Source organism: Kitasatospora sp. NPDC056651 (assembly GCF_042792155.1).
Taxonomy (GTDB): Bacteria; Actinomycetota; Actinomycetes; order Streptomycetales; family Streptomycetaceae; genus Kitasatospora.
Window position 1 is genome coordinate 13,953 of record NZ_JBHTWX010000010.1, and the last position, 12,837, is coordinate 26,789.

The 12,837-nt window shown below is 74.4% G+C and carries 13 protein-coding genes and 1 pseudogene; 6 read left to right on the forward strand and 8 right to left on the reverse strand.

All coding sequences use genetic code 11. The features are described from left to right. Positions 1-19 precede the first annotated feature (19 nt). Positions 20-892: a transglutaminase family protein gene (locus tag ACFRAR_RS06730; protein WP_380695671.1), complete on the forward strand. Its 873-nt coding sequence runs from the start codon at positions 20-22 to the stop codon at positions 890-892. Between the two features lie 6 nt (positions 893-898). On the opposite strand, the gene ACFRAR_RS06735 is transcribed toward ACFRAR_RS06730, so the two are convergent. After that, complete coding sequence (locus ACFRAR_RS06735) at positions 899-1,528, reverse strand: response regulator (protein WP_380695510.1); 630 nt, start codon at positions 1,526-1,528, stop codon at positions 899-901. A gap of 97 nt (positions 1,529-1,625) precedes the next feature. Between ACFRAR_RS06735 and ACFRAR_RS06740 the strand changes: the two are divergent. Together ACFRAR_RS06740 and ACFRAR_RS06745 are read left to right on the forward strand one after the other, a co-directional pair. Beyond that, a pseudogene (locus ACFRAR_RS06740) lies at positions 1,626-1,796 on the forward strand (MerR family DNA-binding transcriptional regulator); the annotation flags it as partial. 137 nt (positions 1,797-1,933) lie between these two features. Further along, on the forward strand, positions 1,934-2,428 hold the full coding sequence (locus ACFRAR_RS06745; protein WP_380695512.1) for a GNAT family N-acetyltransferase: 495 nt from the start codon (positions 1,934-1,936) through the stop codon (positions 2,426-2,428). A 14-nt stretch (positions 2,429-2,442) separates the two neighbouring features. Here the strand turns inward: ACFRAR_RS06745 and ACFRAR_RS06750 are convergent, their stop codons facing one another. The 3 genes from ACFRAR_RS06750 to murJ are packed head-to-tail and all read right to left on the reverse strand — an operon-like array spanning position 2,443 to position 4,776. Then, positions 2,443-2,871 (reverse strand): hypothetical protein, encoded by a 429-nt coding sequence (locus ACFRAR_RS06750; RefSeq protein WP_380695514.1) that lies wholly within the window; start codon positions 2,869-2,871, stop codon positions 2,443-2,445. Positions 2,872-2,884: 13 nt separating this feature from the next. Next, positions 2,885-3,205 (reverse strand): hypothetical protein, encoded by a 321-nt coding sequence (locus tag ACFRAR_RS06755; RefSeq protein ID WP_380695516.1) that lies wholly within the window; start codon positions 3,203-3,205, stop codon positions 2,885-2,887. Beyond that, entirely contained in the window at positions 3,205-4,776 is a 1,572-nt protein-coding gene (gene murJ, locus ACFRAR_RS06760) for a murein biosynthesis integral membrane protein MurJ (RefSeq protein ID WP_380695518.1), read from the reverse strand. Before murJ ends, ACFRAR_RS06755 begins: the two co-directional genes overlap by 1 nt. Before the next feature lie 143 nt (positions 4,777-4,919). On the opposite strand from murJ, the gene ACFRAR_RS06765 reads away from it, so the two are divergent. Together ACFRAR_RS06765 and ACFRAR_RS06770 are read left to right on the forward strand one after the other, a co-directional pair. Continuing rightward, complete coding sequence (locus ACFRAR_RS06765; protein ID WP_380695520.1) at positions 4,920-5,585, forward strand: response regulator; 666 nt, start codon at positions 4,920-4,922, stop codon at positions 5,583-5,585. 2 nt (positions 5,586-5,587) lie between these two features. Next, complete coding sequence (locus ACFRAR_RS06770; protein ID WP_380695522.1) at positions 5,588-6,997, forward strand: sensor histidine kinase; 1,410 nt, start codon at positions 5,588-5,590, stop codon at positions 6,995-6,997. 27 nt (positions 6,998-7,024) lie between these two features. Here ACFRAR_RS06770 and ACFRAR_RS06775 read toward each other — a convergent pair whose 3' ends face one another. The 4 genes from ACFRAR_RS06775 to ACFRAR_RS06790 all read right to left on the reverse strand — a co-directional run bounded on the left by ACFRAR_RS06775 (position 7,025) and on the right by ACFRAR_RS06790 (position 12,286). Continuing rightward, entirely contained in the window at positions 7,025-8,269 is a 1,245-nt protein-coding gene (locus ACFRAR_RS06775) for a sensor histidine kinase (protein WP_380695524.1), read from the reverse strand. A gap of 8 nt (positions 8,270-8,277) precedes the next feature. Next, positions 8,278-9,000: an ABC transporter permease gene (locus ACFRAR_RS06780; RefSeq protein ID WP_380695525.1), complete on the reverse strand. Its 723-nt coding sequence runs from the start codon at positions 8,998-9,000 to the stop codon at positions 8,278-8,280. Continuing rightward, on the reverse strand, positions 8,997-9,944 hold the full coding sequence (locus ACFRAR_RS06785; RefSeq protein WP_380695527.1) for an ABC transporter ATP-binding protein: 948 nt from the start codon (positions 9,942-9,944) through the stop codon (positions 8,997-8,999). The genes ACFRAR_RS06780 and ACFRAR_RS06785 overlap by 4 nt, the downstream gene beginning before the upstream one ends. A gap of 188 nt (positions 9,945-10,132) precedes the next feature. Beyond that, positions 10,133-12,286 carry a prolyl oligopeptidase family serine peptidase gene (locus tag ACFRAR_RS06790; RefSeq protein ID WP_380695529.1) on the reverse strand — a complete coding sequence of 718 codons (2,154 nt, stop codon included), beginning with the start codon at positions 12,284-12,286 and terminating at the stop codon, positions 10,133-10,135. Positions 12,287-12,593: 307 nt separating this feature from the next. On the opposite strand from ACFRAR_RS06790, the gene ACFRAR_RS06795 reads away from it, so the two are divergent. After that, a complete protein-coding gene (locus ACFRAR_RS06795; RefSeq protein ID WP_049658010.1) occupies positions 12,594-12,788 on the forward strand; it encodes a DUF2304 family protein in 195 nt (64 codons plus the stop codon). Positions 12,789-12,837: the final 49 nt, after the last annotated feature.

The following is a 12,837-nucleotide window of genomic DNA, read 5'->3' on the forward strand; positions in this document are numbered from 1 at the left end:
GAAAGCCGTCGCCGTCACCGTGACCGAGCAGAGCAGAGACCGCTTCCGGACCGCCGCCCGCGCCGAGCAGCCCGACCCGGTGCTGCTGTGCGTGCTCGCCGCCGCCGAGCACGGCATGGTGCCCGACCCGGGCGACCCCGGGGAGCCGCCGGGGGTGGACGCGCTGCTCGCCGCCTGCGAAGCCGCGCTGGAGCGGCACGCGACGGCCGTCCGGCGGGCGGTCGCCGAGCGGGCGCCCACCGGACCGGAGGAGACCGCCGCCCTGCTCGCCGCGGTGCTCGGCGGGCAGGAGCGCTTCCACGGGCGGCAGGCGGACTACCGGCGGCTGGAGTCCTCGCTGCTGCCCGACGTGCTGCGGCGGCGGCGCGGACTGCCGATCATGCTCTCGCTGGTCTGGACGGCGGTCGGACGGCGGGCCGGGCTGACCGTCCACGGCATCGCACTGCCCGGCCACTTCATCGTCGCCGTGGGCGGCCCGGCCGACGGCGAGGAGTACGTCCTGGCCGACCCGTTCCACGGCGGCCGCCTGCTCGGCCAGGAGGACGCCGAGCGGCTGGTCGCCGCGGCCGGCCAGGAGTTCACCCCCGCCCTGCTCACCCCCGCCCAGCCGCTGGAGATCGTGCTGCGGGTGCTCGGCAACATCCGTGCCTGGGCCGCCGACCGCCCCGAACACGCCCGCACCCAGCTCTGGGCCACCGAACTCGCCCTGCTGCTGCCCCGGCACCCGGCCCAGCTGCGCCTGGAGCGGGCCGAACTCCTCGTCCGCACCGGCGACTTCCTCGGCGGCTCGGCGGAGATGGACGCCTACGCGCAGATCCTGGACGCCTTCGACCCGGACACCGCGGCCAAGGTCCGCCAGGAGGCCCGGGCAGCCCGGCACCGGCTCAACTGAGCCCCGTCAGAGCCAGCCCTTCTCCCGGGCGATCCGGACCGCCTCGGTGCGGTTGCGGGCCTCGGTCTTCTGGATCGCCATCGACAGGTAGTTGCGGACCGTCCCCTCCGACAGGTGCAGTCGCCGGGCGATGTCCGCGTTCACCGCGCCGTCGGCGGCCGCGCCCAGCACGTCCCGCTCGCGCGCCGTCAGCGGGTTGGCGCCCTCCGCCAGGGCGGCGGCGGCCAGCACCGGGTCGATCACCCGCTCGCCGCGCAGCACCCGGCGGATCGCCTCGGCCAGCTCGGCGGCGGGCGCGTCCTTCACCAGGAAGGCGTCCGCCCCCGACTCCATCGCCCGGCGCAGGTAGCCGGGGCGGCCGAAGGTCGTCGCGATGACGACCTTCGTACGGGGCGCCCGGCGGCGCAGCTCCGCGGCTGCCTCGATGCCCGTCATCCCCGGCATCTCGATGTCCAGCACGGCCACCTGCACGTCGTTCGCGAGCGCCGCCGCCACCACCTCGTCGCCGCGGCCGACCTGGGCGACGACGTCGATGTCCCCCTCCAGCCCGAGCAGCGCGGCCAGCGCCTCCCGGACCATCCCCTGGTCCTCGGCGAGGAGGACCCGGATCGAGGCCACGTTGTCAGTGTCGTTCATGGCCACGACCTTAGGGGGTGCCCCGGGGCGTTCCGAGCGCGCCCGGTCCGGCGGGCGGAGTTGAGTCTCCCGTAGGGGGAGACGCCAAGGTGGTCCCATGGACGGCAGCGACACGCTCTACTCGATCGGCGACCTCGCCCGGCGCACCGGACTCACCGTCAAGACCATCCGGTTCTACGCCGACACCGGCCTGGTGCCGCCCACCGGCCGCAGCGCCGCCGGCTACCGGCGGTACGACGTCCACGCGCTCGCCCGGCTGGACCTGGTCACCGCCGCCTACGCCGAGGACCCGCGCGCCGAGCGCTACTGGCAGCTGCCGGCCACCGTCAACGGCTGGCCCGTCCCGGAGAGCCTGGCCGGGGTATTCCGGTGGTTCACCGAGGCCCTGCGCGCCAGACTGGCGTGATGCCCACCCTGGAACCGCTGCGCCCCGACCACGCCGACGCCCTGCTGGCCTTCGAACGCGCCAACCGCGGGTACTTCGCCCGCAGCATCCCGGACCGCGGCGACGCCTACTTCGCCGGCTTCGCGGACCGCCACGCCGCCCTGCTCGCCGAGCAGGCCGAGGGCACCTGCCGGTTCCACGTCGTCCGCGACCCGGCCGGCGAGCTGGTCGGCCGGGTCAACCTGGTCGACCTCGCCGACGGCAGCGCCGAACTCGGCTACCGGGTGGCCGAGTCCGCCGCCGGCCGCGGCATCGCCACCGCCGCGGTCACCGAGGCCTGCCGCCTCGCCGCCACCGCCTACGGGCTGACCGCGCTCACGGCCGTCACCACGGTCGACAACCCGGCCTCCCGGGCCGTCCTCGCCCGCAACGGCTTCCGGCTCGACCGCGAGTTCCTGCTCGGCGACCGCCCCGCCCTCGCCTACCGCCGTTCCCTGGCCGACCTCACGGACTAGGAGGTCGGCCCGGCCTACTTCCCACCCCGACCTCCCACCCCGACTTCCCGCTCCGGCCACCCACTCCGCTCTCCGGCTCCGCCCTCCTGCTCCGGCAGCCAGCGCCGGGCGGATTCGAGACTGTCCGCGATGCCGCTATTGAAGGCGAGGGCGGCCCTGGGTGCGTGGCGGCGGACCAGGTTGACGACGAGTTCGAAGAAGGGCAGCGCCGGTTCGGGCTTGCGGATGCCGCCGCCGATGACGACGACGTCCCAGTCCCGGTCGGCCAGGGCCGCCACGACGGCAGGCTCGGCGGTGTCGTCGGGGGCGACCAGGGCCGTGGCGACGTGGATGCCGTGCTCCGCGAACCGGGTGAGTTCGCGGTCGAGGACGGCCTGCACGGCATCGCCGTCCACACCGGGGACGGTGTGCGGGTCGAAGCCGAGGATGAGGACTGTGCGCATGCCTGACTGTACGTCAGTCGGTGTCGGAGGATTCCCCGCCGAGGAAGCGGGCGGCGTCGGCGAGGGTGAGTTTGGGGTCGGTCCAGGAGCACACCTCCAGCCAGGAGAGCCGGCCGTCCTCGGCGAAGAGGAAGACCTCGCCGTCGGAGCCGATCGCCGCCTCGGCCACCACGTCGGAGCGGGCGCCGTCCTCGACGCCGGCGAAGAGGGCCGTGCTGCAGCCGCACCGGCAGCGGGACTCGACGCGCAGGTGCGGGAGCTGGGCGCGCAGGGGGTGGCCCTCGGGGAGGAGGACGTCGAGGACGTGGGCGACATCGGCGGGGAGGAGAGTCATCAGCGTCTGCGCAATCGTGTGGTGAGGGCGGACAGTTCGTCGATCCGGAGGAGGCGGGCGAGCAGGAGGTAGCCGACGGCGAGGGTCGCGGCGGCCGGCAGCAGGCCGTACCGGGTGACCCACCAGGCGCCGGCAGCGGCCGGGAGGGCCGCCAGCAGGACCTTCACGTGGTCGCCGAGGACCCGCAGCGGCCCGAGGCGCCGGCGCAGCAGCACGGAGGCGGCGACGACGGTCAGCAGGAACGATCCCCCGTAGCAGCCGGCCATCCCGGTGACGGCCCAGCGCAGCGGCAGCAGCCGGTGGCAGAGCACCGCCCCCAGCGCGGTCGCGGCGACCGGCAGCAGGTTGAGCAGGAAGGGCGTACGGCTGTCGCCGAGCGCGTAGAAGGTCCGGGTGAGCGCGTACGAGGCCGAGTAGAGGACCAGGCCTGGCGCGAAGGCGGTCAGCATCCCGGCGATGGCCAGGACGTCGGCGGAGCCGGTCCGCCCGTGCCCGAAGGCGAGGTCGCACAGCTGCGGTGCGAGCACCGCGAACGCGCAGGCCGCCGGGACGCTGACCACCGCGATCGTGCGGATGCTGCGGGACAGCAGGGCGCGCACGGCCCGCGGGGAGCCGGCGGCCGCGCTCAGCGCGGGCACGACCGCCGTCACCACCGACACCGTGACCACCCCGTGCGGCACGATCCAGAGCAGGTACGCGCTGCTGTACGCGGTGTACCCGACGCCGGGCAGTCCGGCCTCGGCGGCCTGGGCGCCGGCCACGGTCGACAGCCTGGTCACCACCCAGTAGCCCACCTGGTCGCTGAGCACCAGCAGCAGCGTCCACCCGGCAGCGCGCAGCGGCTCGCCGAGCCCGGCCCGCCGCCAGTCCCAGCGCGGCCGCAGCCGCACCCCGGCGGCCCTCAGGCAGGGCAGCAGCACCAGGCTCTGCGCCACCACACCGGCCGTCGTCCCGGCCCCGAGGACCGCCAGGTCACCGGCGTCGAGGGAACGCCGTCCGAGGTACCAGCCGAACACCCCGATCACCACCAGGTTGTTCAGCACCGGGGCCCACGCCATCGGCGCGAACCGCCGCCGGGCGTTGAGCAGTTGGCCCAGCACCGTGAACAGCCCGTAGAAGAACACCTGCGGCAGGCAGAGGTAGGCCAGCAGCACCGTGCGGTCCAACTGCCCGCCCCCGTACGAGGTGTACGCCCGCACCACGTACGGCGCGCCCGGCACCACCACCGCCGTCAGCACCAGCAGGGCGACCACCAGCACCGTCACCAGCCGGTCGACGTGCGCGGCGCCGCCGTCCGCCGACTCCTCGGCCTCCCGCACCAGGTGGGGTACCAGCGCGGTGTTCAGCGCGCCGCCGATCAGGAGCACGAACAGGATGTTGGGCACGGTGTTCGCGACGTTGTAGCCGTCCGCGAGCACCCCCGAGCCGAGGACGGCCACCAGGACCGCCGAGCGGACGAAGCCGGTCGCCCGGGACACCACCGTCCCCGCCGCCATCACCAGGCTCGGCGGCAGGGCCCGCCGCGGTCTTCGGTGGCGGGCGGACACGCCCGGGACCTCGACAACGGACATCCGCCGGCCCCTTCCGCCTCACACGCCGACCCGAACGGATCGGCGGAACCCGCGAGAGCATGCGCCAAAGCCCCTGAAGCCAGGCTGAGAAAGCTGAAGACCGCTTAAGGAACGGATCCGGCGCCGGTGGCATCCTGATCCGCATGGAGATTCTGGTGGTGGAGGACGACGCCCAGGTCGCGGCGGCCGTACGGCGCGGCCTGGAGGCCGAGGGCTACACCGTCGACCTCGCCCCGGACGGCCTGACCGGCCTGCGCCTGGCCCGGCGGCACGCCTACCAAGCGATCGTGCTCGACATCATGCTGCCCGGCCTGAACGGCTACAAGGTGTGCGAGGCGCTGCGCGCCGACGGCGTCACCACCCCGATCCTGATGCTGACCGCCAAGGACGGCGAGTACGACGAGGCCGAGGGCCTGGACACCGGCGCCGACGACTACCTCACCAAGCCGTTCTCCTACCTGGTCTTCCTGGCCCGCCTGCGCGCCCTGATCCGCCGCAGCCAGACCCCGGGCCCGCTGCTGCGGGTCGGCGACCTGTGGCTGGACCCGGCGGGCCGCCGCTGCGGCCGGGGCGGCGCCGAGATCACCCTCACCGAGCGGGAGTTCGCCGTCCTGCGCTGCCTGGCCGAGCACCCCGGCGAGCTGCTCTCCAAGCGCCGGATCGTCGACGAGGTGTGGGACATCGCCTTCGACGGCGAGGAGTCCATCGTCGAGGTGTACATCAGCATGCTGCGCCGCAAGGTGGACACCCCGTTCGGCGTCCGCTCGATCACCACCGTGCGCGGCGCCGGCTACCGCCTGGAGGCCTGACCGTGCTCAGCCGCCTCTCCACCCGTCTGCGCACCTCGCTGGCGGCCGGCCTGACGGCGCTGCTGCTGCTCGGCGGCGGTGCCTGGTGGCTGCGCGGGCACCTGTACGACGCCCAGCTGGAGGCCGCCGAGGCGGACGCGAGGGCGCAGTCCCACGGGATCAGCAACGGTTTCAAGATCGGCCAGCAGGTGGTGGACGACTGGCAGTTGCCGTACGTGGTGCTGGACCGCGACGGCCAGGTGCTGTTCACCGGCGGCACGCTGACCACCCAGCACCTGGCCGGGCAGCTGCCGGCCGCCGTGCCGCACCTGGCGCCGGACAACTGGCAGTCGGTCCAGCGGATCACCATCGGCCCCGCGGGCGCGGCCGCGGCCAACCGCTACTCGGGGCGCACCTTCACCGCGATGGGCAGCTGGAGCCCCCTGCTGCGCAAGGACGGCGACCAGACGAAGCCGGTGGTCGGCCCGTTCACGGTGTACGTGCTGGCCACCCCGTTCGCTGCCGAGGCCTCGCTGCGCACCATCGACCCGGTGCTCTTGGCCGGGGTGCCCCTCGCCGCCCTGCTGGTCGCGCTGACGGCCTGGGCGGCGACCAGCCGGGCGCTGCGCCCGGTGGACGCGATCCGCGCCGAGCTGGCCGAGATCGGCGAGCACCGGCTGGACCGCCGCGTCCCGGTGCCGCGTTCCGACGACGAGATCGCCCGGATGGCCCGGACCACCAACGCCACCCTGGACCGGCTGGAGCGCTCGGCCGTCCAGCAGCAGCGCTTCGTCGCGGACGCCTCGCACGAGCTGCGCAGCCCGATCGCCGCGCTGCGCACCAACCTGGAGGTCTCGCTGGCGCACCCCGAGCGCACCGACTGGCCGGCGGCCACGGGTGAGGCGCTCACCTCGGTCGAGCGCCTCCAGCAGCTCACCGAGGACCTGCTGTTCCTGGCCCGGGGCTCGGACCGGGCGGCGGCCGGCCAGTTCACCGCCGTCGACCTGTCCGCCGTGCTGCGCGAGCTCGCCGACCAGTACCGTCCGGTCCTCGGCGCCCGGCTCGCCCTGCGGGTGGACGCGCCCGAGGCGGTGCCGGTGCTCGGCAGCCGCATCCGGCTGCACCGGCTGGCGCGCAACCTGCTGGACAACGCCCAGCGGCACGCGGCCGCCGAGGTGGTGCTGTCCACCCGGCGGACCGCGTACGGCGCCGTCCTGGAGGTCCGGGACGACGGTCCGGGCGTGCCCGCGGAGGACCGCGAGCGGATCTTCGAGCCGTTCACCCGGCTCGACGAGGCGCGCAGCCGGGACGCCGGCGGCAGCGGCCTGGGCCTGGCCATCGCGGCGGACATCGCCACCCGGCACGGCGGCAGCCTGCGGGCCGTCCACGCGCCGCGCGGCGCCCGGTTCGTCCTGGTACTGCCGTCGGCCTGAGCCGGCGAGCCGCCGACGGCCTGGGACCTAGAGCGGGTTGGGGGCCGACACCGTTCGCAGCGGCACCGAGGCCCGCAGCCGGAAGCCCTTGCCGCGCTCCCCCGGGCCGGTCTCCAGCCGCCCGCCGACCAGCGCCAGCCGCTCCTCCAGCCCGGACAGGCCGTTGCCCGGCTGCGACTTGCCCGGCCCGCGCCCGTTGTCGGTGATCTCCAGGACGGCGTAGCGCTCGCCGTTCGCCTCCCAGCGCTCGTCCGCCGTCACCGTGCAGACGGTGGCGCCCTCGCCGTGCCGGACCACGTTGGTGACGGCCTCGCGCAGCGCCCAGGCCAGCGCGCCGGACTCCTCGTCGGCCAGTGACGGCCAGCTGTCCACCAGTTCCGGCGCGGCCTCCAGCCGGACCTGGGCGGTGCCCAGCGCGGTGCGGGCGGCGGCCAGCTCGACCGGCAGGGTCGGGCGGCGGAAGCCGGTCACCGCCTCCCGGACGTCGATCAGCGACTGCCGGGCGACCTGTTCGATGTCGGCGACCTGCGCCCGCGCCGCCTCGTCCTTGCCGGCGTCCATGAACCGTCCGGCCAGCTCGCTCTTCAGGGTGATCAGCGACAGCGAGTGCCCGAGCAGGTCGTGCAGGTCGCGGGCGAGGCGCAGCCGCTCCTCGGAGGCGGCCAGGTGCGCGACCGCGGCCCGGGCCTCGCGCAGTTCCTTCATGGTGGCGACGAGCCGTTGCAGGCCGGTCATCGCGACGCCGGAGAGGAAGGCGCTGAGCGCGAAGGTGGAGATGTCGTCGGCGCCGGCCCCGATGCCCGCCCCGACCGCGGCGGTGAGCGCGGCCATGGCGACCAGCGCGTGCAGCGCGTACCGGGCCGGGGCGATGATCGCGACGCAGACGGAGGCGTAGATGAACAGCGTGAGGAAGGCGCCGCCGAGGACGACCGAGGCGGCGACGGCCAGCCCGATCATCGTCGTGACGATCACCAGACAGGCCCGCGGCCGCATCCCGGCCTGCGAGCGGAAGATCACCAGCAGGACGTAGGCGACCATGAACGTCGCCAGGCAGCACCAGCCGAACGCCGTCCCGGCCGTGCCGTGGCGGCCGTGCAGCAGGTCGCTCGCCGGGTAGGCCAGGTAGAGCATCCACAGCGTCATCCAGGCGACCTTGACCAGCAGCTGCCGTCGGCTCTCGATCGGGGAGCCGGGCACGTTCAGGAACGACGCGCGCGCCACACCCACCTCCGGAGGTTCGTCGGGGCGGTGGGTGTGACGTGTGCTGCTCATGTCGATCATCATGCCTGGCGGGTGTCGCGGCGGTACAGCGCCGCCGCGGCGGCGGCGAACACCACCAGGAAGCCGGCCAGCCCGGCGACCGCGACGGTGTCCAGGGAGTGTCCCGGCCGGGTGAAGCCGGCCAGCCGGTTGTACAGGTACACCGGGTTGAGCCGGGCGAACTTCTCCAGCGAGCCGGTCACCGGGAACCAGGTGCCGCCGAGCAGCGCCATCGCCATGTAGGTGATCATCACGATGGTCTGCACCGCGTCCGGCGCCGCCGCGTACCCGAGCGCCACCCCGAGCGCGGCGAACACGAAGCTGCCCAGCCACAGCGCCGCCGCGAGTCCGAGCCACTGCGCCGCGGTGAGCGAGACGCCCTGGCTCGCGCCGACCGCGAAGACCACCAGGATCGCCGGCAGCGTGGTCACCGCGCTCGCCGCGATCTTCCCGACGGTGTACGCCCGGCCGGGCAGCGCGGTCAGCCGCAGCTGGCGCGTCCAGCCGCTCTTGCGCTCCAGCGAGATCCGCTGCGCGTTGCCGGTCAGCACCGCGCCGACCGCGCCGAAGGTGGCCATCGAGACCATGAAGTAGGTCTTCACCGGCAGCCCGCCGGCCAGCGGGCTGGAGCCGTAGGCGTTGATGAAGAAGACGTACATCAGCGCCGGGTAGGCGAGGGTGAGGAGCAGGTAGCGCCGGTTGCGCAGGGTCCGCAGGATCTCCAGCTTGATCAGGGTGGTCATCGCGCACTCTCCAGGGACGCGTCGTTCCGGTCCTGCTCGCCGGTGATGGTCAGGAAGGCCTGTTCCAGGCCCAGCCCGGTCACCTCCAGTCCGCGCGGGTACAGGCCGGCCCGGTAGAGCCCGGCCACGCTGGCGTCGGCGTCCGCGGTTCGGATCCGCACCGTGCGCACCCCGGGGACCCGTGCGGTGACGTCCAGCGACCGCGCGCCGGGCAGGGCGCGCAGCACCGCCTCGTCGAAGGGCCCGTCCTCGTCGTGGAGCTCGAAGGCGACCCGGCGGGCCCCGGCCCGCGCCTTGATCTCCGCCGAGCTGCCGTCGGCGATCAGCCGGCCCCGGTGCAGCACCAGGACACGGTCGGCGATCGAGTCGGCCTCCTCCAGGTAGTGGGTGGCGAACAGCACCGTGCGCCCGGCGTCGGCCTGGGCGCGCATGCTCGCCCAGAACGACTGCCGCACGCTGACGTCCATGCCCGTGGTGGGCTCGTCCAGCACGATCAGGTCGCTGTCTCCGGCGATGGCCAGGGCGAAGCGCACCCGCTGCTCCTGGCCGCCGGACAGCTTGTCGACCCGTCGCTCCGCCAGCTCGGTGATCCCCGCGTCGGTCAGCACCCCCGTGACCGACCGACCGCGCGGATGCACGTCGCAGGCGAGCCGTACCAGCTCGCGCACCTTGACATCGGACATCAGCCCGCCGCTCTGCAGCATCGCGCCGACCCGCCCGGCCGCGATCGCCGCCCGCGGAGCCCCGCCGAACAGGGTCACGGCGCCCTGGTCGGGCTCGCGCAGGCCGAGCAGCAGGTCCAGGCTGGTGGACTTCCCGGCGCCGTTCGGCCCGAGCAGCGCCACCGTCTCCCCCGGTCGCAGGACCAGGTCCAGCCCGTCGACGGCGCGCACCCGCCCGTAACTCTTGCCCACGCCGCGGAAGGCGGCCACCTCGGTAACCATCGTCCTGCTCCTCTCCCCTGACGGTGTCCGGTGCTGTTCGCACCACCTCAGATTCCCGCGGGGACGGGTACCGGCGGCAGTGTCCGCCGTCGTGCCTTCGGCATGACGGATGTCATGGCTGCGGCCGGTACCCCGGTCACGGGGTACCGGCCGCGGAAGGGCTGGTCAGGGGCGGGACCGGGGTGGCCTCACATCCCCAGCGAGCGCTTCACGAAGTCGACCTGGAGCAGCAGCAGGTTCTCCGCGACCTCCTCCTGCGGGGTCATGTGGGTGACGCCGGACAGCGGCAGCACGGTGTGCGGGCGCCCGGCGGCGAGCAGCGCCGAGGACAGCCGCAGGGTGTGCGCGGCCACCACGTTGTCGTCCGCCAGCCCGTGGATGATCATCAGCGGGCGCTCCAGCCCGGCCGCGTACCCGCTCAGCGAGTTCGCGGCGTACACCTCGGGCCGCTCGGCCGGGTCGCCCAGGTAGCGCTCGGTGTAGTGGGTGTCGTACAGCTCCCAGTCGGTCACCGGCGCGCCGGCCACCGCCGCGTGGAAGACGTCCGGGCGGCGCAGCACGGCCAGCGCGGAGAGGTAGCCGCCGTACGACCAGCCGCGGATGGCGACCCGGTCGAGGTCCAGCGGGAACTCCCCGGCGAGCGCCGCCAGCGCGTCCACCTGGTCGTCCAGGGTGGATCCGGCGAAGTCGAAGGCGATCGACTTCTCCCAGGCCGGCCCGCGCCCGGGGGTGCCGCGCCCGTCGGCGACGATCACGGCGAAGCCCTGGTCGGCGAACCACTGCGACTGGAGGTGCGGGTTGTGCGCCTGGTGGACGCGCTGGCCGCCGGGGCCGCCGTACGGGTCCATCAGGACGGGCAGCAGGCCGTCCCGCTCGCGGTCGTAGCCGGTGGGCAGGAAGACGGCGGCCGGGATGCGGCGCTCGCCGGCGAAGCGGAAGACCGGACGGGCCGTGATGACCGGGGTCTCGGCGTGCGAGGCGATGGTGGCGACGTCGTCGACCGCCAGGCCCTCGGGCAGGTCCCGGGCGACCTGGACCAGCGTGCCGGGCAGGTCGGGCTCGGCGGTGGCCCGGACGGTGATGCCGCCGCCGTGCACCGCGCTGGTGACGGAGGTGAACGGCCGTCCGTTGGCGGACTCCCAGCCCAGCCGCTTGCCGTCGTGGCTGATCCGGCCGACGGCGACCCAGCCCGGCTCGGGGTCGGTCTCCTCGACGCCGCCGGAGGCGCTGAAGAACACCTCGTCCTCGGTGACCGCGACGACCGACCGCACGTGCAGGTCGGCACCGGTCACGGCGCGGTCGCCGATCACCAGCGCCCGCGTCCCTCCCTCGTCCGAGATCCGGACCAGCTTGCCGTCCGGGGTCCAGGCCGGGACGCCCGCGAACAGCTCCAGCCAGGGGCCGCCCTTCTCCTCGTGCAGCGACTCGGTGGCGCCGGTGGCCACGTCCAGGCCGAGGATCCGCTGGTGGCGCTGGTCGCGGGACTGGACCTGGAGCAGCGGGACGCCGCCCTTCGACCAGTGCACCCGGCCCAGGTACGGGAAGGCCTCGCGGTCCCAGACCACCTCGGTGCGTCCGCCGTGCAGGTCGAGCAGCCAGAGCCCGACCTCGGCGTTGGTGCTGCCGGCCGCCGGGTAGGCGACCTCGGCGGGCTCGCGGTCCGGGTTCGCCGGGTCGGCGATCCACCAGCGGCGCACCCGGCTGTCGTCGGCGCGCTCGACCAGCAGCCGGTCGCCCTTCGGGGACCACCAGAAGCCGCGGTCGCGGCCCATCTCCTCCTGGGCGATGAACTCGGCCTGGCCCCAGGTGACGTTCGGGCCGTCGGGCTCGGCGAGCACCCGGTCGCCGCTGCCGTCGGTCCGGGTCAGCCGCAGCTCGCCGGCCGTGTTGGCGTACGCGACGTGGGCGCCGTCCGGGGCCGGGCGCGGGTCCAACAGCGGGCCCTCGGCGGGCAGTTCGGTGGTGGTGCCGGTGGCCAGGTCGGCGGTGAACAGCCGGCCGGAGAGGGCGAAGGCGGCCAGCGCGCCGGCCGCGTCGAGGGCGTAGCCGACGACGCCGGCCGAGCCCTCGCGGCTGCGTTCGCGGCGCGCCTTCTCGGCCGGGGAGAGGTCCTCCTCGCCGCCGCCGAGCAGCGCGGCCGGGTCGGCGGCGATCCGCTCCTCGCCGGTGGCGGTGTCGAGGGTCCAGAGCAGGTTGGCCCGGTCGTGGCCCGACCGCGAGCGGAGGAAGACGACCCGCGAGCCGTCCGGTGCGACGGAGAAGGAGCGGGGTGCGCCGACGGTGTAGCGCAGGGTCCGCGCGTACTGCCGCGGGAAGGTGTCCTCAGAGGTGTGGGAGGTCATGGCACCAGACCTTATGACGCCGGACCACCACCCCCGGAGGCACGTTGATCACTCGTTCGGAGTATCGCGCCGAAGTACGCCCCAAAGGGGCCCAAACCGCCTCCGACCGGCCTACGCGCCCCTCGGATGCCACGATGCCCCGGCGCGCGCGGACTCACTGAGTGTGATGACCCCCTCACCCATCGGGTATGACTTGTCCGGCGAGTGATCGCCGGCCCCCGTCCCGGGCCGCGGCCACCCGCAGCCTCCAGTCCCCCGCCGCCCTCCCCCCGGAGGCGGCGCGCCCGAGAATGGGGTGTGTGCCGACATGGCCATGAACATCTCCGCCGCCGTGCTGATGCTGGTGATCGTGGTGATCCTGATCCGCCGGTCCGGCCTGAAGCTGGCGCACGCGATCGTCTGCGCGCTGCTCGGCTTCTACCTGGCCTCCAGCTCGATCGCTCCGTCGATCAGCCAGGTCACCAGCAACCTCGCCGGAATGATCAACGGCCTGCGACTCTGACCGCGCCACCGCGGTCGTCAGGGCCCGTCTCCGAACTCGCGCCCGCGGG

Coding starts and splice junctions, on each gene's coding strand:
- ACFRAR_RS06735 (WP_380695510.1), bottom strand. CDS start 1,528: ATGAACGACACTGACAACGTGGCCTCGATCCGGGTCCTCCTCGCCGAG.
- ACFRAR_RS06745 (WP_380695512.1), top strand. CDS start 1,934: ATGCCCACCCTGGAACCGCTGCGCCCCGACCACGCCGACGCCCTGCTG.
- ACFRAR_RS06750 (WP_380695514.1), bottom strand. CDS start 2,871: ATGCGCACAGTCCTCATCCTCGGCTTCGACCCGCACACCGTCCCCGGT.
- ACFRAR_RS06755 (WP_380695516.1), bottom strand. CDS start 3,205: ATGACTCTCCTCCCCGCCGATGTCGCCCACGTCCTCGACGTCCTCCTC.
- murJ (WP_380695518.1), bottom strand. CDS start 4,776: ATGTCCGTTGTCGAGGTCCCGGGCGTGTCCGCCCGCCACCGAAGACCG.
- ACFRAR_RS06765 (WP_380695520.1), top strand. CDS start 4,920: ATGGAGATTCTGGTGGTGGAGGACGACGCCCAGGTCGCGGCGGCCGTA.
- ACFRAR_RS06775 (WP_380695524.1), bottom strand. CDS start 8,269: ATGAGCAGCACACGTCACACCCACCGCCCCGACGAACCTCCGGAGGTG.
- ACFRAR_RS06780 (WP_380695525.1), bottom strand. CDS start 9,000: ATGACCACCCTGATCAAGCTGGAGATCCTGCGGACCCTGCGCAACCGG.
- ACFRAR_RS06785 (WP_380695527.1), bottom strand. CDS start 9,944: ATGGTTACCGAGGTGGCCGCCTTCCGCGGCGTGGGCAAGAGTTACGGG.
- ACFRAR_RS06790 (WP_380695529.1), bottom strand. CDS start 12,286: ATGACCTCCCACACCTCTGAGGACACCTTCCCGCGGCAGTACGCGCGG.
- ACFRAR_RS06795 (WP_049658010.1), top strand. CDS start 12,594: ATGGCCATGAACATCTCCGCCGCCGTGCTGATGCTGGTGATCGTGGTG.